Annotated in this window: 18 protein-coding genes; 10 read left to right on the forward strand and 8 right to left on the reverse strand. The window is 65.6% G+C overall.

Going from position 1 to position 19,964, the window contains the following annotated elements:
- Positions 1-451: 451 nt before the first annotated feature.
- The 5 genes from ACWDKQ_RS23960 to ACWDKQ_RS23980 are packed head-to-tail and all read right to left on the reverse strand — an operon-like array spanning position 452 to position 6,299.
- Positions 452-1,987 (reverse strand): ATP-binding cassette domain-containing protein, encoded by a 1,536-nt coding sequence (locus tag ACWDKQ_RS23960; RefSeq protein ID WP_450140990.1) that lies wholly within the window; start codon positions 1,985-1,987, stop codon positions 452-454.
- The gene (locus tag ACWDKQ_RS23965; RefSeq protein ID WP_450140991.1) at positions 1,984-2,784 is read right to left on the reverse strand and encodes an ABC transporter permease; all 801 of its coding nucleotides are present in this window, start codon (positions 2,782-2,784) and stop codon (positions 1,984-1,986) included. The genes ACWDKQ_RS23960 and ACWDKQ_RS23965 overlap by 4 nt, the downstream gene beginning before the upstream one ends.
- Positions 2,781-3,707, reverse strand: coding sequence for an ABC transporter permease (locus ACWDKQ_RS23970; RefSeq protein ID WP_450140992.1), 927 nt, complete (start codon positions 3,705-3,707; stop codon positions 2,781-2,783). Before ACWDKQ_RS23970 ends, ACWDKQ_RS23965 begins: the two co-directional genes overlap by 4 nt.
- 1 nt (position 3,708) lies before the next feature.
- Positions 3,709-4,896, reverse strand: a complete 1,188-nt coding sequence (locus tag ACWDKQ_RS23975) for a hypothetical protein (RefSeq protein ID WP_450140993.1) — start codon at positions 4,894-4,896, stop codon at positions 3,709-3,711.
- Positions 4,893-6,299 carry an ABC transporter substrate-binding protein gene (locus ACWDKQ_RS23980; RefSeq protein WP_450140994.1) on the reverse strand — a complete coding sequence of 469 codons (1,407 nt, stop codon included), beginning with the start codon at positions 6,297-6,299 and terminating at the stop codon, positions 4,893-4,895. The genes ACWDKQ_RS23975 and ACWDKQ_RS23980 overlap by 4 nt, the downstream gene beginning before the upstream one ends.
- Positions 6,300-6,615: 316 nt before the next feature.
- On the opposite strand from ACWDKQ_RS23980, the gene ACWDKQ_RS23985 reads away from it, so the two are divergent.
- The gene (locus tag ACWDKQ_RS23985; protein WP_450140995.1) at positions 6,616-7,281 is read left to right on the forward strand and encodes a helix-turn-helix domain-containing protein; all 666 of its coding nucleotides are present in this window, start codon (positions 6,616-6,618) and stop codon (positions 7,279-7,281) included.
- A 471-nt stretch (positions 7,282-7,752) separates the two neighbouring features.
- Here ACWDKQ_RS23985 and ACWDKQ_RS23990 read toward each other — a convergent pair whose 3' ends face one another.
- A complete protein-coding gene (locus tag ACWDKQ_RS23990; RefSeq protein WP_450140996.1) occupies positions 7,753-8,547 on the reverse strand; it encodes a 2-keto-4-pentenoate hydratase in 795 nt (264 codons plus the stop codon).
- Positions 8,548-8,841: 294 nt separating this feature from the next.
- On the opposite strand from ACWDKQ_RS23990, the gene ACWDKQ_RS23995 reads away from it, so the two are divergent.
- A complete protein-coding gene (locus ACWDKQ_RS23995; protein WP_450140997.1) occupies positions 8,842-10,536 on the forward strand; it encodes an MFS transporter in 1,695 nt (564 codons plus the stop codon).
- A gap of 43 nt (positions 10,537-10,579) precedes the next feature.
- Positions 10,580-10,726, forward strand: coding sequence for a tautomerase family protein (locus tag ACWDKQ_RS24000; RefSeq protein WP_450141017.1), 147 nt, complete (start codon positions 10,580-10,582; stop codon positions 10,724-10,726).
- 54 nt (positions 10,727-10,780) lie between these two features.
- On the opposite strand, the gene ACWDKQ_RS24005 is transcribed toward ACWDKQ_RS24000, so the two are convergent.
- On the reverse strand, positions 10,781-11,572 hold the full coding sequence (locus ACWDKQ_RS24005; RefSeq protein WP_450140998.1) for an SDR family NAD(P)-dependent oxidoreductase: 792 nt from the start codon (positions 11,570-11,572) through the stop codon (positions 10,781-10,783).
- Between ACWDKQ_RS24005 and ACWDKQ_RS24010 the strand changes: the two genes are divergently transcribed.
- From ACWDKQ_RS24010 to ACWDKQ_RS24040, 7 genes are all read left to right on the forward strand, one after another.
- Positions 11,552-12,526 carry an enoyl-CoA hydratase/isomerase family protein gene (locus tag ACWDKQ_RS24010; RefSeq protein ID WP_450140999.1) on the forward strand — a complete coding sequence of 325 codons (975 nt, stop codon included), beginning with the start codon at positions 11,552-11,554 and terminating at the stop codon, positions 12,524-12,526. The genes ACWDKQ_RS24005 and ACWDKQ_RS24010 overlap by 21 nt on opposite strands.
- A 107-nt stretch (positions 12,527-12,633) precedes the next feature.
- Positions 12,634-14,070, forward strand: coding sequence for an aldehyde dehydrogenase (locus ACWDKQ_RS24015; RefSeq protein ID WP_450141000.1), 1,437 nt, complete (start codon positions 12,634-12,636; stop codon positions 14,068-14,070).
- Between the two features lie 35 nt (positions 14,071-14,105).
- Entirely contained in the window at positions 14,106-14,534 is a 429-nt protein-coding gene (locus tag ACWDKQ_RS24020; RefSeq protein ID WP_450141001.1) for a RidA family protein, read from the forward strand.
- Between the two features lie 6 nt (positions 14,535-14,540).
- A complete protein-coding gene (locus ACWDKQ_RS24025; protein WP_450141002.1) occupies positions 14,541-16,130 on the forward strand; it encodes an amidohydrolase in 1,590 nt (529 codons plus the stop codon).
- A 21-nt stretch (positions 16,131-16,151) separates the two neighbouring features.
- Positions 16,152-16,673, forward strand: coding sequence for a 3-hydroxyanthranilate 3,4-dioxygenase (locus tag ACWDKQ_RS24030; RefSeq protein ID WP_450141003.1), 522 nt, complete (start codon positions 16,152-16,154; stop codon positions 16,671-16,673).
- Positions 16,670-18,172 (forward strand): AMP-binding protein, encoded by a 1,503-nt coding sequence (locus tag ACWDKQ_RS24035; RefSeq protein WP_450141004.1) that lies wholly within the window; start codon positions 16,670-16,672, stop codon positions 18,170-18,172. Before ACWDKQ_RS24030 ends, ACWDKQ_RS24035 begins: the two co-directional genes overlap by 4 nt.
- Complete coding sequence (locus tag ACWDKQ_RS24040) at positions 18,169-19,173, forward strand: amidohydrolase family protein (protein WP_450141005.1); 1,005 nt, start codon at positions 18,169-18,171, stop codon at positions 19,171-19,173. Before ACWDKQ_RS24035 ends, ACWDKQ_RS24040 begins: the two co-directional genes overlap by 4 nt.
- Here ACWDKQ_RS24040 and ACWDKQ_RS24045 read toward each other — a convergent pair.
- On the reverse strand, positions 19,145-19,963 hold the full coding sequence (locus ACWDKQ_RS24045; protein WP_450141006.1) for an IclR family transcriptional regulator: 819 nt from the start codon (positions 19,961-19,963) through the stop codon (positions 19,145-19,147). The two genes, ACWDKQ_RS24040 and ACWDKQ_RS24045, sit on opposite strands and share 29 nt — an antisense overlap.
- Position 19,964: the final 1 nt, after the last annotated feature.

A 19,964-nucleotide genomic window follows, 5' to 3' on the forward strand; every position in this document is an offset into this window, starting at 1 on the left:
ACCGCGGACGCCTCGCGGAACTTCCCAACATCATCCGGATCGTCACATCACTCGAATTTTACCGCCGTGGATGGTAAAAGCCAGAATAACGCTCTGAGATGGCCTGAAATCTATTGATCGGAATGGCGAACATGTGGCTACGCGGCGTAGTGGGTCGCAGGTCTGCCGGAGTGGGAGCGGATCCCCTCCGGCAGCTTCTGGAGGCGGTGGCGGAAGGAGACGGACCGCGCGTTCCCAACTTGGCGGGGGCGTTGGTCGAAACGACGCGCCGATCACAGGTCCTGGGACTGCCTAGACGCACCGCATGCGCGCGCAGGTTGTCGGGTACTTCGTCGGTGCTGCCCACGAGGGTCTGACCTCACGACCGGGATCGTAGTATCGAGCGATAGGACGTGATGATCCAGCGAGCGGACGAGTTTGCCCCAAGTGGCAGGTCGATCAGGCCCCACGCTCACCTTGGAGCGGCTAGCCGTCCGGGCACGGCGGCAAGCAGCTCGCGAGTGAACGGAGTCGCCGGCGAGGCCAGCACGTCGACGGTGGTTCCGGATTCATCGATCCGGCCGTCTCGCATGACCGCGAGCCGGTCGGCCGAGGCCGCGACCACGGCTAGATCATGAGAGATCAACAGGTACGCCAACCCGTGCTTGCGCTGCAGCCGCTGCAGCAGCGTCAGGATCTGGGCCTGTGTCACGGTGTCAAGCGCGGAAACCGGCTCGTCGAGGACGACCAGATCCGGCCGCGGCGCCAGTGCACGGGCGATGGCCACACGCTGGCGCTGCCCCCCTGAGAGAGCTGTCGGCCGCCGGCGCGCGACCTCGGCCGGCAGCGCGACGTCGTCGAGCAGTTCGCGCACCCGCCGCCTTCGCTCGGCGACACCAACGCGCAGCGCTCGCAACGGTTCCGCGATGATCCGGCCGACGCTCATCAGCGGGTCGAGCGAGGCATACGGATTCTGCGCGACGAACTGCACACGTGGACAGCCGACTGCGATGGGCTCTCCGTCGAGCAGAATGCTCCCGCCCGTCGGCTTCACGAGCTGGGTGATCATGCGTGCGATCGTGGACTTGCCCGACCCGGACTCCCCGACCAGTCCCAGGGTGCTGGCCCGGCCAAGCGTGAACGAAACGCCGTCGACCGCGACCGTGCCTGGGTACGTCTTGCTCAGATCATGTACCTCGAGCAGCGGTTCCGCTGCTGCGGGCCGGGTGGCTCGTGATCGTGGTGCTGAGTCGAGCAGGAGGCGGGTGTAGGCCGCCTGCGGTCGGCCGAGCACCTGCGCCGTGGGGCCGTCCTCCACGATCCGGCCGTCGGACATGACGGCGACGCGATCGGCCCGGTCCTGGGCGACCCCGAGGTCATGCGTGATCAACAGGACGCTTGTGCCGTCGTGGGCGGCGACGTCTTCGATCAGGTCCAGCACGGTCTTCTGCACAGTGGTGTCGAGCGCGGAAGTCGGCTCGTCGGCGACGAGCAGCGCGGGTCGGCCGGCCAGCGCCATGCCCAAGAGCACCCGCTGCCGGTACCCGCCGGAGAGCTGGTGCGGGTAGCGGCCGAGCACCCGGTCCGGGGCGGGGATGCCCACCCGGTTCAACGCCTCGGTCAACGCGTCGTCGCCCAACGGCCGATTTCCCGCCAGTCGCAAGGCTTCCGTGAGCTGAGCGCGCACGGTCATCAGTGGATTGAGCGCGGACCCTGGGTCCTGCGGGACGTACGCGATCCGTCGCCCACGCAATCGGCGCCACCTGCGGTCGGGGAGATGGTCGACCCGCTGGCCGTTGAACGTGACGCTGCCCGCGTGCACCCTGGCCGTGTCCGGGAGCAGGCCGACCAACGCGTGCGCGAGCGTCGATTTTCCTGACCCTGACTCGCCGACAACGGCCACTACCTGTCCTGGGTGGACGTTTAGATCGATCCGGTCCACCGCAGGTCGATTCTTACGGGACGAGCGGTAGCCGACCGTCAGGCCACGCACGGCGAGCAGTGTCATCGTGTCTCCGATCGCAGAATGTGTCCGAGATGGTTGACCGCGAGCACGACGGTGACGATGACAAGACCAGGCACAGTCGTCAGCCACCACGCCGAGGCGAGAAAGGGGCGCCCGGCAGCGATCATCGAACCCCACTCGGGCTCCGGCAACGGGGCGCCGAACCCGAGGAAGCTGACGGCCGCGACGGTGAGGATCGCGTTGCCGAGCTCTAATGTGGCCAGTGCGACGATTGGACTCGCGGCGTTGGGCAGCACATGGGTCAACAGGACGGTCGGGCGGCTCGTGCCGCAGACCACTGCTGCCTCGACATAACCGGCTTTGCCGACACGGATCACCTCGGCACGCGTGATTCGAGCGAATACCGCCGAGGAGGAAAGGCCCACGGCCACTGCCACGTTGCTGGTCCCAGGGCCGAGCACCGCGATCACTCCGAGCACGAGGAGGAACGACGGCACGGCGAGCAATACCTCGACCGCCCGCATGATCACGTCATCGACGAAACCGCGTGTCGTGCCCGCAACCAGGCCGAGCGCCGCGCCCGCCAGCACCGCGATGGCCACCGCGAGGACCGCGGCCTGCAACGACGGTGCCGCCCCGTGCACGATCCGGGCGAGCAGATCCCGGCCGAGTTCGTCGGTGCCGAACGGGTGCAACGCCTCTGGTGGCCGCAGCCGCTCGGCGAGATCACCGCGCAGCGGGTCGGCGGGGGAGAAGACGTTTGGTGCGAGAGCTGCGGTCCCCGCCAGGAGCGGGACAGCGACAGACGGCGCGACCCCGAGATTGCGCAGCCGGGTCATCGTGCGCGCTCCCTCGGGTCCACCAGCGGGTACGCCAGGTCCACAGCCAGAGCTAGCAGGGTTACGACCGCTGTGGTCACAGCGACCAAGCCCTGCAACATCGGCAGGTCCCGGCTTGTGACCGCTGACTCGATGAGCCGACCGAGCCCGTTGCGGGCGTAGATCGTCTCGACCACGACCGAGCCGGACAGCAGCCAGCCGACCAGCAACGCCACCATTGTCAGTGCGGGCATAGCGGCGTTGCGCAGCGCGTGAACAGACACGGCGCGGGCGCGTGAGGAGCCTTTGGCTCTCGCCGTGTCCACATAGGTCTGTCGCATCTCCGCGGTCAGGCGCGGCAGCAGCACCTGCGCAACGAAGGCCGACGACGGCACCGCCAGAGTCACGGCCGGCAGAACCAGACCGGCGAGCCCGTCGTCGCCGCGAGCCGGAAACAGCCGAAGCCCGAAGGAGAATGCCTGCAACAGCACCAGTCCGAGCCAGAACGTCGGCACGGACAGCGACAACCCGGGCAGGCTGCCCAGCAGCCGGTGCAACCACGGCTGGCGCGTGTGCGCGGCCAGCCAGGCGATCAGGAACCCGACGGGGACAGCCAGCAGCAACGCGGCGCCAGCCAGTGCGAGGGTGCGTGGTGCAGCTTCGGCGATCGTCGCGCCGACGCCGCGTCCGGTCTGCAACGAGGTGCCGAAGTCGCCGCGCACGGCATCGAGCAAGCCATCGACGTAACGCACGAGCGCTGGCCGGTCGAGGCCGTACGCGGCCCGCAGCGCGGCCACTCGCGCCTCGTCGATCGCGTTCTCTGGGCCGATCATGATCCGCACCGGGTCCGCGGGCAGAAGATAGAACGCGGCGAAGGTGAGGGTGTAGGCCGCCAACACCACGACGGCGGCCTGCCCGATGCGCCGCACAACGAATCGGCGCACGTCAACTCCGGATGTCGAGCAGCACATGTTGCCCGCTGACGTCCTGGCCGGTGTAGAGCACCACATTGCCCGGTCGCAACCGGCCGAGCAGCGCCAGGGTCAGAGCGCGTTGGCCACCGGTCGGGATGAGACCACCGCCCGGCACCGACACCGCACCGTCCTCGCGGAGAACCGCGCACCCAGACCACGAATTGTCCACTGCAGACGTGTTACGCGGACTGTCTTGATGGGGCGGTCGGCTGGCGTAACGGTGACCGCGCAGCGCCTGCCCGAGGTCCACCATCCACTCGTGGTCGTCGAATCCGACCACCAGGGTCAACGTGCGGGTCCGGCCGGGTCCGGGTGAGCCGGGGACGAGCCGGTCCAACAGCTCGACCACCTCGACCTCGCCTGCCGCCCTCGTAGGTGCGGACAACGTGTTCACAGACGGCTGCTCTGCGTGCACGAAGAAGGCGAGGTCGTCGGGGACGAGCTTGGTTTCGCGCCAGGTCAGCAGGTAGACGGGACCGAGCAGCGGACCGTCCAGCGCGACCGGCGGCAGGACGACCACGCCGCCGTGTTGGAAGCCGTACGCGCCATCGACGTATTCTGCGGTGACGGCTTCTGCGGCGAACCGCACGATCGCGGCGTGCGGGACTCGCCTGGTCATCACCTGGACGGCGAACCAGTCGCGGGTGTCTCGCAGCCGGGTCAGTCCGTCCGCGTCGGCGCGCAGGAGCACCTCGGCCGGGTTGGTGAACGGGATGAGAGCGTCCCGCAGCAGCACGATTTGCCAGAGCCACTCGTTGTAGAGGTTGCGCGCCGCGTGCAGACCCGCGTCGGCCGTGAGCCGTTTGGCCACCGGCGGAATCCACGCGTAGCCGACACAGCTGCTCTGGATGTCGCCCGGACCAGACACGCCTGCCGGGCGGGCACTTCGGACGAGGTCCAGGACCAGCGCGGACACCGACTCGACGTTTTCCGTCAGCTCCCGGCGGACCTCCTGGTCTGCGAGTCCGGTGTCGAGCCGCAATGTCGCGTACGGACCCGACGTGCTCAGGCTGGCCGCCAGCCCAGCGACGAACTCTGCACGGGTGGCCTCGCCACCACCGGCGGCGGCGACCGCCGACTCCAGCAACGTATGCGCGGCAGCGACGAACGTCGCTGCGTCCACCGCACGCCCACCGGTGAAGTCGTTCCACGCGTTCATGACCGAACCTCCGCATCCTGGAATACCGGTCGGCCCGACGCGTCGAGCCGGACACCGCTGACTCGGGGCGCCAAACCCACCGATGACGCCTGTTCGAAGAGGGGAATGCCGTGCCCGCCGGCCAGGATTGCCTGGGCAGCCGCGTCGACAGCGCGCACACGCTCGGTGGGGTCCAGCACCGTGGCGATCCTCGCGATGGCGGTATCGACCTCGTCGGGCGTGGTGCGCCGAAGGGGATTCGCACTCTTCACCGGGTACAGGCTCGCCAGCACTGTGGGATCTCCGCGGGTCACCGTCCAGGACACGAAGTCGTAGTCGCCCGCGCCCTGCCGGGCGCTGTTGGTCGCGTCGTCGAGAGGAGTCGGGCGCAGTTCGATCCCGACCTCGGCCAACTGCTGCGCGATGAGCTGGTAGACGGCGCCATAGCGTTCGGTCGCTGAATAGACAAGGGTGAAGGACAGCCGATCTGCGCCCTTGGCTCGTACACCGTCCGTGCCGGGCCGCCAGCCAGCCGCGTCGAGCAGTCTCGCCGCTTCGCGTAGATCGAACGCCAGGTTCTGGGAGCGGTTGGCGTAGCCCGGCGTAGTGGTGGCCAGCACGTCGGTCGCGGGCCGTTCACCCGCCGACAACAGCGGCGCGAACTGGGACCGGTCGATGGCGGCGCCGATGGCGCGCCGAACGGTGGGATCGCTCAGCGCAGGCCTCGACTCGTTGGGCAGCAACGTATACACGACACCGGGTCGGGTGCCTGACAGCAGCCGTGGACCCTGGTCGCTGAAGGACGGCTCGTCCTGCTGGAGCACCTGCAAGTCGGCGTCCAACTGCCCGGAGAAGAGGCTGCCGTGCCGGGCACTCGGATCGGTGACGATGGCGAAGGTCAACTTTCGTATACGTGGTGTATCCGGGTGGGTGGCTAGGTCGCTCGCCCATGCGTATCCGGTGCGTGCGGACAGCCCTACCTCCTCGTTGAGCGCGACCCGGTCGAGCACGAACGGGCCGGATCCGACGAGCGTGCCGGCGCAGCGCTCCTGCGCGGTCCGTTCGAGCGTGCTGGGTGAGAGCAACCCGAGCGTGGCCATTGAGGTGGCTTGCAAGAACTGCGCGCTCGGGGTCGAGAACCGCACCTCGACGGTGTGCGCATCGAGAGCGGACGAACCCGTGTAGCCGGCAAGGTAGGTTGTGCCGAGCGGGGACCGTGCGCCCAACCCAGCCACATCGTCGAGGTTCGCGACAACGGCGGCGGCGTCCACCGGGCTGCCGTCGCTGAATGTGACACCGTCGCGAAGCGTGAACGTGAACCTCGTCGCATGTCCGTCGACTTTCCAGGCAGTGGCGAGCCAGGGCACGATCTTGCCGGTCTTCGGGTCCTGGTCGGTGAGCGAGTCCACGAGCTGGCGAGACACTTGCAGATTCGGTGTCTGTGGGGTCTGGTGTGGGTCGAGGCAGCTGACGGGCGCGGCGAGCGCCGCGGTGAGGGAGTCTGCGACGCCGCCGTTGTCGGCGTTGCTTGATGAGCAGGCGGTCAGCAGCGCGCCGCAGCACGCCAATACGGAGATATGTCGAAGCACGGTGCCGAGTTTGCGAGTTCGGCGACGCGAACCCGGCCTTCCGTTTTCATTGCGTGAAAAGCGCTCACAGAGTGGGACGGCGAACTCGCCGCTCCGACATCGTCCACCGCTGGTGTTAGCTTCGCGCTACGGGGGCGGAAGGAGCGGGAAGATGCGCCAACGAAGTGTCGCAGCGCGGGTCTTGTCGGTGCTGGACGTGGTGGAGCGTGCATCGGGCGCGCTGCAGGTCACCCAGATCGCCGAGCGGACCGGCCTGCCTGTCGCCACGGCGTGGCGCATGGTGCGGGAGCTGACCGAGTGGGGCGGCCTCGAACAGCAACCCGACGGCCGGTACCGGCTCGCAACGAGGGTGTGGGCGATCGGCAGTTCCGCACCCTGCGTGCGCCGGATCCAACGGGACACGTCGCGCCACATCCGCGATCTTGCCCAGACGACGGGCAGGACCGCCTACCTCAGTGTGCTCGACCAAGACGAGGCCCTCGTGGTAAGCCTGGCCAGGGCGGGTAACGGCCCGCACGACATCCACGAAGGCAGCAGGCTCCGGAACACCAACTCATCAGCCGGCGTCCTGTTCCAGGCGTTCGACGGGCCGGGTACCGACGCGGATCCCGTGCGCGACGCGCACGTCTCGGTGCACCGGGATATCGCGGGCCGCTCATCGATGTCTGCAGCGATCAGCAACCAAGCGGGCGCCGTGGTCGCCTCGCTCACGCTCGCCAGCGGCAACGGCGAGCCGTGGCATCGGTTTCGACCCACACTCATCGATGCGGCACGCATGGTCCGGTTCAGCATCTACCGCGACGAGTTGTTCGCATGAACACCGTGTGGAACCGGCGCAATGAGTCTCATGGAAGCGGGGACCGCCGGGCTTCGTCGACCAAGGGCTGGGTGGCGCGAGCCGCCCGTGCCATGCGATAGCAGCGCAATAGTGCGTAAAGCGCGTCATGTGGAGCGCGTGTCAACCAGTTCTGCTCGTGCTACGCGTGGGATGTACCCGTACATCCCACGCGTAGCAGGTGTCCTTCAGAATCCACTGCGTATCGGTGGAATCACAGTGGTGGCCGGAGCCGGTATCGGGGACGGTGCCATGGCGACAGGTGGCAGCAGGCCCGATCAGATGCGTAGACGCCGACGCGTTGTGATGCCTGGAGCCTGCATCGCTGCAGCAGCCATCCCGGAAATCGCGGTTGCTCCGGCGCTGGCCGTCGCCACCGCGTAATGGGGCTGGCGCGTGGCGTCGGGTGCGCGCTATCTGCGGCAGCGCAATCGTTTCCGTGGCGGTAAGAGGTCAGCCACCTGTCACCGTGACGGAGCCGAGGTGGGAGAACTCGGCAGTGACCTGCTGGCCCGGTCCGATGGTCACGGCATCGGTCATGCCGCCTGTCAGAACTATCCAGCCAGCCTCGAGCTCGATTCCTCGTTCGCCCAGGCTGTTGACCGCTAACGCAAGCGCCTCTGCCGGATGGCCCTGAACAGCGGCGCCCGTGGCCGTATCGACGGTCCTCCCATCCACGCGCAGCATGCACGCCTCGGCAGCAAGATCCAATTCTCGTGGATCTTGCTCTACACCGCCGATGACAAACCGCGCCGAAGACGCGTTGTCCGCCACGACATCGGCAAGCGTGAATTGGAAGTCGGTGTACCGGCTGTCGATCACTTCCAGACCGCTGTGGACACTGCGCACTGCCGACAGCGCGGATGCCGCCGTGACACCAGGCCCGGCGAGCCGCTCGCCGAGTACGAACACGATTTCTGGTTCGACACGCGGATGGATCAGCTCGTCAGTGGGCACCGGTGTCCCGGGCTGGAGAACCATCTTGTCGGTGAGCCACGCCGTGAGTGGCTCGGCCACCCCCATTCTTTCCTGCTTCGCCCGAGAAGTGAGACCAAGCTTTACTCCGATCACCTTCTCGCCGTCGGCCACCTTCCGGCCGACGAGCCGATCTTGCACGAGGTATGCGGTCGCGAGATCGAACTGCGGCCATTCACTTGAGATGCGGGGGCGGTCCTTTCTCTCCCGCTCCGCCCGCAGAAGAAGCTCCGCGGCCGACTCGATGGTCCACTTTGCTGCTTCCTCGGTCATCCAAAGCCTGCCTTCTACCTGAACCTGAGCCTTTGCCAAGGGGCACGGTGCTCGAGCGTCCTACCGCGAAGCAAGGCAACGTTCCCGTTGGCCGGAACGACATGAGCCTCACGGCCCCCTTTCGTCGCTGGCCCCTCCTCCTGAACGGGATTGCCTGCCCGAGGCGGCCTCGAGGGCGGCGTTTCCGCACATTGGGAACGCAGGTGTTGCCTCGGACACTGCCCATATCTAACGTCTGCACATCGTGCCTTCGGCGACCTTGCCAGGGCAACTCATCGAGGAGGAGGCCCTTCGATGAAGAAACAGGAACTGAAGATCGTCAGCGCATCAGCCGTGGGGACAGCATTCGAATGGTATGATTTCTTCCTCTACGGTTCATTGATTCCCGTTGTGGGTAGTCAATTCTTTGGTGGTTATGGCACCGCGGCGCAGACGGTGTTCGCCTTGCTGACCTTCGCGGTCGGGTTCATCGTCCGCCCTGTTGGTGCCGTCATTTTCGCGCGGCTCACCGATCTCGTCGGTCGCAAAAAAGTCTTCCTGCTGACCCTGGTGCTGATGGGCGTCTCAACCGTGGCGGTCGGGGTGCTACCAACTTCGCAGCAAATCGGCATTTTCGCCCCCATCTTGCTGGTGACCTGCCGCATCCTGCAGGGACTTGCCGTCAGCGGGGAATTCGGTGCTGCCGTCACCTACGTATCGGAGTATGCGCCCGCCAATCAACGCTCCTTCTTCGTCGGATGGCTGACGGGGACCACGGCCCTCGCCTTCAGCCTCTCCCTGGCGGTGCAGCTCGCGGTGCAGGCCGCTATCGGTGAAGCCGCATTCGAGTCGTGGGGATGGCGCGTTCCCTTCCTCATCTCCGTCCTTCCTCTCGGGCTGTCGGTTTGGATCCGATCCAAGCTCAACGAAAGCCCCATATTCCTCAAGATGAAGGAAGAAGGCACGCACGCGAAGGCTCCGCTGCGCGAGGTGTTCAGCACTTGGCCGCGGATCCGCATGGTGGCGATCGTCTTCGTGATGGCGTCGGCCCAGTCCTTCATCGGCTATCTGTCGACCATCTACATGTTCACCGCTATGAAGACCTATCTGAAGGTCGATTCGTTCACGGTCAACGTGATCTTCATGCTCAACATGCTGATCGGTTTCTTCCTGTGCGTGCTGTTCTGCTGGCTGTCTGACCGAATTGGCCGGCGCATCGTGCTGTTCGCCGGTTTGGCGCTCACCGCGCTGCTGGTCTTCCCGATCAATTCCGGTGTGACAGCCGTGGCCAACCCCGAGCTTAACCAAGCACAAGACCGCGTCCAGGTCGCCATCACAGCGAATCCGTCGGATTGCTCATTCCAATTCAACCCGGTCGGCACGGCTAAGTCCACCACGGACTGTGACCGTGCCCGCGACATACTGAATCGCAACTCGGTCCGCTTCCACATCGTTGATGGCGCGGGGCCAACCACGGTCACGGTGGATCAGACGGCGATCGCCGGCGGTCCACGACTGGAGGCTGAACTCGTCAACGCGCTGAAGACATCTGGTTACCCGATCGCCGGGGCGTCAGGCACGGTGGCGATCGACAGCGTCGGCGACCTGTTCAGCATGCCGGTTGTTCAGGTCGCATTGCTTCTGCTCCTACTCGTCGCCCTCGCCCAGATGTCGCAGGGGCCTGCGGCCACGGCGATGGCCGAGCTGTTCCCAACCCGCATCCGAGCGACCGCGTTATCTATTCCCTACCAGTTAGGTGTGGGTATTTTCGGCGGGCTTCTGCCGGCCACCATGGTCGCGATTGGCGCCGAGGTGGGCAGCACCACCGCGGCTCTGTGGTATCCGGTTGGCGCGGTGACGCTCGGCTTGCTCATCCTCGTGTTCACCTTGCCCGAGACCCGTGGCATCGAGCTCGCAGATGTGCGTCTGCCCCGAAGTCGCAGGGCTGATCGCGCTCTGCAGGACGCTACTGGCCACGACCAACGGGGAGTTACCAATGCCGATCATTGACGTTTCGCTGCTGACCGGACGATCTGACACAGAACTGCGGGGCATGATCGCGGCCGTGCATGATGCGATCGTCGGCAGCCTTGGGGTGCAGTCCGAGACGGTCCGGATCCTCGTTCGGGAGGTACCGCCCGAACGGTGGGCTGCCGGCGGTGAGACCATCGAAGAACGTCGTTCGCGTTCGAGACGATAGCTAGAGGCAGGACGAAGGCGCGGACTGGATTCGTCCGCGCCTCGCCCCTGCGCCTCAGTCCCGGAATCGGGTGGTGCTCCAGCCCCCGCACACCGGGATCGTCACCCCGGTGACAAAGGCAGCATCGTCCGACACGAGGAACGCGACCACATTGGCGATGTCGCTCGGCCTGCCCACCCGCGGTAGGGGACGGGATCGGGTGACGAGATCGTCGAACACCCCCGAGGCTATCTTCGACCGGGTGGCGGGGGTCTCGATCAGTCCTGGCGCCACGGCATTCACGCGGATGTTGCGCCGACCGTAGTCTGCCGCCATTTGGCGTGTGAGGCTGTCCACCGCTCCCTTGGCTGCTGAGTACGGCGCGGAACCCTTCGCCCCGACAAGCGCGAACGTCGACGAAGTATTCACAATGGCCCCACCCGCTTCGCCGAACGTGATGGCGGCTTGTCGGCTCATCGCGAAGGTCGTGTGCAGATTCGTTCGCAGGAAGTAGTCGAAATCCTCGTCCGTGGTCTCAGCAGCCGAGGCATCGCCCCCTTTGCCAGCGATGTTGGCCAGCACGTTCGGGACGCCGAAGATGCCAGCACACACGCCGAACGCCCGTTCGGCGGCGCCGGGGACGGTGAGATCCTGCGCTAGCGTCTCCAGGTCACCGCCGCTGGCTTGAACGGCGAGCCGCAGCTCACGCAGACCTTCCTCATCGCGGTCGACAGCGAGCACCTCCGCGCCGCGAGAGACGAAAAGAGCGGCAGTCTGCCGCCCGATACCCGACGCAGCCCCCGTGACGATCGCGGTCTTGCCGGTCAACTGGTTGGGCAGAGTTAGATGGCCGAATTCTTGATTCACCGAATCTCCTTGTTACGGGCCGGACGATCCACCGAGGATCAGCCAGCTCCCCATCCGGGACCAGCACGCCTTTCCATTGTCCGAAAAGCCGCCCTGGCAACTCAAGTCCACGTCGAGCACGGTTGGGATGTTCAGCCGAATTTCCACGGAGAAGCCATGAATGAAACGACGACGTACAACACCGGTGTGGCTTCCTTGCAGTTGACCCACACTTCAGACGGCGTCGCGCAGCTCGCGCTAAACCGACCGCATCGGCGCAATGCCCTGGATCGTGAGCTGCTCGACACCCTGCCCACGGTGCTGCGCCAGCTCGCCGAAGATCCCGATGTCCGTGCAATCGTGGTGACCGGGAGTAGCGGCGCATTCTGCGCTGGGGGTGACCTCGACATCATCGGTCAGATCATCGATGAGACCCCGGAGACCGCGCGCCAACGGATGGCCCGGGAATTCGCTTCAGCCAGTCTGCTGCTGCGGACGCTCAAACCGACGGTTGCAGCGGTGGACGGTGCTGCCGTCGGAGCCGGTATGGCGCTAGTCCTGGCGTGCGACGTGCGGCTCGGGTCGCCTCGGGCCGTGTTCGCTGCCCCGTTCATCAAGATGGGCCTGGTGCCGGATTTCGGGGTCTCCTGGCTGCTCACGCGGGCGGTCGGTGCGGCGCGTGCCACGGAGATCGCGGTCAGCGGACGCAAGGTCGGCGCCGATGAAGCAGTACGCATCGGCTTGCTCGATGTCGTCGTCCCGGACCCGCTCACCGAGGCGGTCACCAAGGCGAAGTATCTCGCCGCTGCTTCGCCAGAGGCCGCTGGGGCTACGAAGCGCCTCATGCAGGCCAGCGAACGCCAAAGTTATGAAGAGTTGCTAGAGCTGGAGATCGATGAACAGATACGTGCGGTTCGTTCCGGGAAATTCGCACGGCTATGGGCTGACTGGTCGGAAAAGGTACGCGGCCATTGAACCGCGACCTTTCCTGCCAGCGTTTCCGGCAGACGGGAACCGCTCATTGTCTCGAAGCCACTACAACTTCGACAGTAACTATTTCAAGCCCTACTTAGGAGGAACCGGTGGAATCCTTCGGCCACGTCATCGACGGTGAGGAAGTCACGTCGCTGGACGGCGCGACATTCGAGTCCGTAGACCCGTGGGAACGGACGCCGTGGGCCGCCGTGGCCCTCGGGTCCGACCGTGACGCCCAACGCGCCATCAAAGCGGCACGTCAGGCGTTCGACGAGGGGCCGTGGTCGAGGATGAGCTTCGCCGAGCGAGGCCGGATTTTGCATCGGCTCGCTGACTTGATCCTGGAGAACGCCGACGCACTCGCCCTCGCGGACACCACGGACATGGGCAAGCCCATCGGGGAGACATCGGGCCACGACGTGCCGCGCTCGGCCCAGAACTTCCGGTTCTTCGCCGACCACTCGCAGGTGACACCGGCCGAGACGTTTCCAATGCCTGGCGGACATCACGCCTACACCGAATACGATCCAGCGGGCGTGGTCGCCGCGATCGCGCCGTGGAACTTTCCGCTCATGATGGAGACGTGGAAGGTCGCCCCCGCGCTGGCCTGGGGCAACACGGTCGTGCTGAAACCGGCCGAGCAGAGCCCAGCGTCGGCCACCATGCTCGCCAAACTGGCCCTGGAAGCGGGGCTGCCACCAGGCGTGTTCAACGTCGTACACGGCTACGGGCCGAACTCGGCCGGTCAAGCCCTCACCGAGTCATCCGAGATCGACCGGATCACCTTCACCGGTGAGTCGACGACCGGCCGGACAATCGCTCATGCCGCCGCCCGCAATCTCGTACCGGTGAGTCTGGAACTGGGAGGAAAAGGCGCCAACATCGTCTTCGACGACGCAGACCTCGCCAAGGCTGTCGACTGGTCGATCAAGGCGATTTTCACCAACAGCGGCCAGGTTTGCCTCGCGGGCAGCCGAATCTACGTGCAGCGCGGCGTATACGACGAGTTCTTGTCTCGGTTCACCAGTGCTGCGCAAGCATTGCAGGTTGGCGATCCCAAGAACCCGGACACGCGGATCGGCCCCATGTCGTCGTTGGAGCATTTCCACAAGGTCAGCGGCTACCTCGACATCGCACGCTCGCAGGGTGCACGCCTGCACACCGGCGGCCTCGGAGATGGCTGGACGGTCCTTCCCACGATCGTCGTTGGCGCCAGCCAAAGCGACCGGATCACGCAGGAGGAGGTGTTCGGCCCCCTCGTCGTTGTGCTTCCTTTTGAGGCGGAATCGGAAGTCGTGGCCGCGGCGAACGACACGCCGTATGGTCTCAACGCGATGCTGTTCACCCGAGATCTGTCCCGGGCGCACCGCGTCGCACGGGCCTTGCGCGTGGGCACGGTCTGGGTTAACTGCTTCTTCGTGCGCGACTTGCGCGCGCCTTTTGGCGGGGCGAAGAATTCCGGGATGGGCAGGGAAGGAGGCACTTACAGCCGAGAATTCTTTACCGAACCCAAGGCCGTCGTGATGGAAATCGACGCAGCCTGAGCAAGCTCATCTACCACTTTTCCTGAGGAACATACATGACCAACAGCACCAGTGGTATCACTCCCATCACCACCAGCAGCGCCCCTACGGTGGGCTTCTCAGCGACTACAGCGGCGCCGCTGTCCCAGGCGATCGTCCACGGCGGCACCATCTACTGCTCCGGTACCGGGCCATTGGACCCGGAGACGCGGACGATCGTGTCGGACGACTTCCGCGAACAGGTCCAGCAGACGCTGTCCAACCTGGTGGCGGTGGTCGAGGCCGCAGGAGGAAGCCGCGAGAGCATTCTCAAGTGCACCTGCTATCTGCGCGATGTAGACAGTTTTTCCGACTTCAACGCGGTCTACCGGTCATTCTTCGAATCCAACCCGCACTTCCCGGCGCGCACGACGGTGATCGCGCGGCCACATCGGACTGGTGTGCAGGTGGAGGTCGAATGCATCGCCGCCGTTGTGAAGGGTTGAACGAGCATGACCATACCTGCCGATCTGGTGCTTGTCGGGGGCACAGTCAACACGTTGGACATCGACGGCAGCATCGCCGAAGCTGTTGCGGTAACGAGCGGTCTGGTCAGCGCCGTAGGACGGGATGATCAGATTCGTCCACTGATCGGGCCGACCACCACGGTCATCGACCTGCAGGGGCGATGCGTCATCCCGGGGCTCATCGATTCGCACTGTCACTTCGAAAGTGCCGCGATGGACGAGTTCGAGGTGTCGTTCGCCGGTGTCGAGACATTGCGAGAAGTACTTGACCGCATTGGTCAGTTCGCGGCCACTTGTGAACCGGGCGAATGGATTCGTGGACAGATGTGGAACCCGGTTCTGCAGCTCCGGGAACGGCGTGCCCCCAGCCGGTTGGAACTTGATCGTGCTGCAGGCGGCAGACCGGTCTTCCTCCCGGAGGGGCACGCCGCCTCAGTGAGCACAGCCGCGCTGGAGTTGGCCGGGCTCGATCCGTCCGACCACGACGGCAGGCTTGTGGAAGGCGCAGTCCATGATGTGGCCAAGGTGGTTCCAGAGTGGACTGCGGAGAATCGGGCCAAACAACTGGCAGCGGCGATGCGCGTGCTCAGCACGCAAGGAATCACCTCGGTGGTCGGTGGGGCGATGGCACCGCGAGATGTGGACGTGATCCGTGCATTGGCATCGTGCGGGGAATCGACCGTCCGGATCGCGGCGATGGTTACTCCGACAGGCGAGCTGAATCCGTCGGCTGACCTGAAGACCTGGCGGGGGCTGCTGGCAGCACGCCCCCATGCCCGCGAAGTCGGCGCTTGGGTGCTGGAACGAGGTGTCAAGCTACAGATCGATGGTGGCATGACCCTCGGCACTGCCGCGACCAGCGCGCCGTACGCCTCCCGCGACTCGTACCACGGTGAGCTTTTCGTCGACAAGCACCGGTTTGCGGGTCTCGTCGATGCCGCGCACCAATCGGGGTGGCCCACCGGCGTTCACGCCGTCGGCGATGCGGCGATCGACCTTGCCCTCGACGTGTACGCGGCAACCCAGGCGACCAGGCACGATGGCATGTTGCCGGACGTGCTCATCCATGCGAGCCTGATGCGCCGGGATCAGTTGGCGCGGGCTCGGGACCTCGGTCTGCAGATCGCAGCGCAGACACCGTTTCTGTGGCGAAATCGCGCGGCCATCGCCAAACACCTCGGGGACGAGCGGGCGGACAACGCGGTGCCGACACGGGACTTCGTCGACGTGCTCGGTCTGGACAACGTCGCCGCGGGAACCGACTATCCGATCAATGATCTCGACCCTTTCCAGAACCTCTACGCAATGGTCACCCGCAAGAACCGTGACGGTGAGACATCGGGTGTTGCCCAGGCAGTTGACCGCGAGCAAGCATTGCGCCTTTACACCACATCCGGTGCCGCACACACCGGCGAGTCAGCGATCAAGGGCAGTCTCGCCGTCGGCATGCTGGCCGACTTGGCCGTCCTCGACACCAATCCACTCACCGCATCCGACGATGAGCTGCGCGCTACGCGAACGCTGATGACCGTCGTCGATGGCCGAATCGTCCACAACGCAGGCGATCTCGCCTGAAGTCACGCGGAGGAGAACGAAATGCACCCGAGCCATATGCCCATCGTCGACCTGGACAAAGCCGCCAGCGAACTCCAGGAGTCGGGTAAGCGGGTCAAGGTCTTGTGGCAGGAAAGCGAATCCCTGGCCTTCCTCGCACGCGGCCGCGAATACCGCAGCGAGTTCCACCTCAACCCCAGCGACGAAGTGATGTTCATGGTCCGGGGTTCCATGGATCTGCACTATCGAAAGCCGGAGGGCGGCTCCGACATCGCCGTGATTCCGGAAGGCGCGTCGATCTTCACCCCCACTGGTATCGCACATTCGCCGCGGTTCCCGCCCGACGCCTTCGTGCTCGTGATCGAACGGCTCCGCAAGCCCGGCGAACTCGATCGATTTCGCTGGTTCTGTCCGGACTGCGACGGGTACCTGCATGAAGAAAGCGTGCATGTCACCGACTACCGCACCGACCCGGTGGCAGGTGCCTACGAACGGTTCTACGGGAACATCGATGCCCGGACCTGCAAGGCGTGTGGCACCGTCATGCCGGACGAACGGCTGTGACCGGGCATGCCGCCCGCCCCAGCTCGATCGGCGGGCTTGTGCTCCGAGCCTTGAAGTACCATCCGAACCGGATCGCCTTCGTCCACGGTAGCGAGCAGCTCACGTACGCCGAAGCCCGATCAATGGTGTCCCGTCTGGTCGCCTTATTTGGCCGGGCGGGGCTTAAACCGGGTGACACAGTCCTGCAAATTCGCCCCAACGATCCGCTGCAATGGCTGGTCAACGCCGCGTGCTACGTGGCGGGTTATCAGTCCGCCGGGATTGCACCGGCCAACCTCGACACCGCGAGACTCGAAATCTGGCTGCGGCAGATCCAGCCGGACGCGATCGTCGCCTCCGCAGCTGCGGCGAAGGCGGTCGCGTCCTGGCGCGCTGAGCATCCTGCGGTCCGGGCGTGGAGTGACAGCACTGTCGAAGGCTGGAGCCACCTGGAGACGGAGCTCAGCACGGCGCACGAAACGCATTCCGATGCAGCAGCACCGCCAGAATCGATTGTCCGCCTCGCGTTCACCTCCGGCAGCACCGGACCGGTCAAGGGCGTTCAACTGTCGAGCGGGGCATTGGGCGCTGTCGCGACGATGACCGCGGCCGCCGTGCGCTGGCCGGATCGGCCTCGGGTGCTGTGTCCGGAACTTGTCTCCGGTGGCTTCGGCAACATGGTGCTCCCGACGCTGCTGGGCGGCGGTACCTTCATCATCCCTCCGGAGCCGGGCGCGAAGACGCTCCTCGACACTGTCGAAAGCTGCCGCCCCAACGTGCTGATGGTGCTGCCGCCGACACTTCGTGCCCTCTTGGCCTGTCCGCGCAGGGATGAGGTCGACTGGTCTTCGATCGAATTGATCATCTACAGCGGTGCGGTACTCACCGAGGCGGAGATCGAACAGGTGCATGATCTGATGGGCCAGGTGTTGTACGGCGTCTTCGGGCAAGTCGAGGTACCGAAGACGATCGCCTTGATCCGCCCCGAAGATCACCGCCACCCCACCCGCAGGTCCACGCTCGGCACCGCATATCCCGGGACAGATGTCAGGATATGCAGCGCCGACGGCCATCCGTTACCAGCGGGACAGGCAGGCGAGTTGTGCGTGCGAACTCCGACCGCGCTGCATTCCTATGCGTTTCCCCGCGGACGGGCACCGAAGTTTCACGGTGACTGGCTGCGCACCGGTGACGTGTGCCGGATGGACGTCGACGGCTTCATTCGGTATCTCAACAGGATCGAGGACGTGTTGCTGATCGAGGGTCACTACTTCTGTCCGAGTGACGCGGAAGACGCGATCATTGACCGCGTCGGGCTGGTCGCCGGTGTCGTCCCGTCCAGCGTCGCTGGAGTGACGGTCTTCCTGGAGGCAGCGGCTGTGGACGACCACGATCGCGCCATTCGCTGCGCACTGCGGGATCAAGCCATCACGGTTGATGCCGTGGTCGCGATCGATGCCCTGCCGCGAGATCTTATGGGCAGGGTCAATCGTCGCCGTCTGGAGGTGACCGTTCCATGAGCGACGCCAGCGTCGTCGATGTGCACACCCACGCCTTACCGATGCCGTTGCTGTCGTGGCTCTCCGGCCGAGGGCTCGCGGACCTTTCCCAGGTCGACAACGGCATCGTCCGAATTCACCCGGAAATCTCCGGTGTGCCGCGTGACATGCCGATCCCGCTCGCGACCGCCCAATTCGACGTCACCGAGCGTCTCCATGACATGCGAAAAATGGGCGTGGATCGGCAGCTGGTGTCGGTGCCACCGTTCGTCACATGTGCGGACGCCACAGATGAAGCACTCGTGCTCGATGTCGTCGGCCGCGGCAACGACGCACTGGCAGAGCTGACCGCGAACCGGCGCAGCGTTGTCGAACCACTGGGGTTCGTGCCGCTCGGGACGCCCGGCGCGGTCAACGAGGCCCGCAGATGCCTTGACGAACTGGGATTCGCCGGTATCGCGATCGGCACGCGCGGGCTGGGGCGGGAGCTCGATGACCCGGTCCATGAACCGTTGTGGGAGCTGCTCGCAGCACGGAGCACTTTCGTGTTCCTCCATCCCAACAGCGTTCCGGGTGGCGCCCGCCTGGCGGACTACTGGTTGCCTCAGCTCGCCGGCTATCCGATGGAAACAGCCCTCGCCGCAGCGCGCCTGATCTTCGGCGGGGTACTCGAACGCCACGACCTCAGGATCTGTCTCGCGCACGGTGGCGGTTGCCTGCCGTCACTGCGGGGTCGGCTGGACCTCGGCTGGGCGCGCAAAGCGGTCGCCCGCACGACGCCAGCTCCACCGAGCGAGTACCTGCGCCGTTTCCGCTATGACACAGCTACCTTTTCAACGTCGTTGCTGGGGCAGCTCGTCGACGAATTCGGTGCCGATCACGTGCTGCTGGGGACCGATTACCCGTTCGAGCTGGCCGATACCGATCCGCGGCGCACGGTCGCTGCACTGGGCCTACCCGCGGCCGAAAGCGAGTTGATCGCGGGCGCCGCGGTCACCGCGTTGCTGCGCGGACCGAGTTGATGTCCTCTTTGTGCGCGGCTGTGTTGAACCCGTTGGCCAGCTCCCGTGAGATGGACATGGTCGCCATCCGCAGGGCTGGCTCGATGGTCGACAGCGATCGCGTCCATGTGTGCGTGACCACCGACAGCGCCGCCACGACCCTGCGGTCCGGGCCGAAGATCGGCGCCGCGATCGACAAGGTGCCTGGCGAGAGTTCCTCATTGCAGCGCGCGATTCCGACCGTCTTCGCTTCCTGAAGCGTGTGCATCAGCAGCCCGGGCATGACGATGGTGCGAGGTGTGTAGCGTTTGAGCCCTGTGCGCAGCACCGACTCCTGGACCCTGGGCGATGCGTAGGCCAGCAGGATCTTGCCGACACCCGTGGCGTGCACCGGCGAGCGTCCGCCCACCTGCGTCACCACACCGACCGATCGGCGGCCCCAAACCCGGTCGAGGTACAGCACCTCGTCGCGGTCGAGCACCGCGAGGTGCACGTTTTCCGCTGTCGCCTCGTGGAGATCGTGCATAAACGGTAGCGACACGTCCCGGAGCGTTCTCGGCTGCGGCGCCAGTGAACCCAGCTCCCACATGCGCAGGCCGATCCGGTAAACACCGTCGCTGTCCTTCATCAAGGCACCCAGATCGACCAACTCGGACGCGATCCGGTGCACAGTGGAGACCGGAAGTCCGGTCAGGTCGCGAAGGTCGACCAGTCGCAGTGCTGGCCTTGCTGGGGAGAACGCGTTCAGCACGCTGAACACCCGACTCGATACGGTCCGGCCAGGGGGGCCGTCCACACGCGAAACAGCCATC

The organism is Saccharopolyspora sp. NPDC000995 (assembly GCF_053599315.1).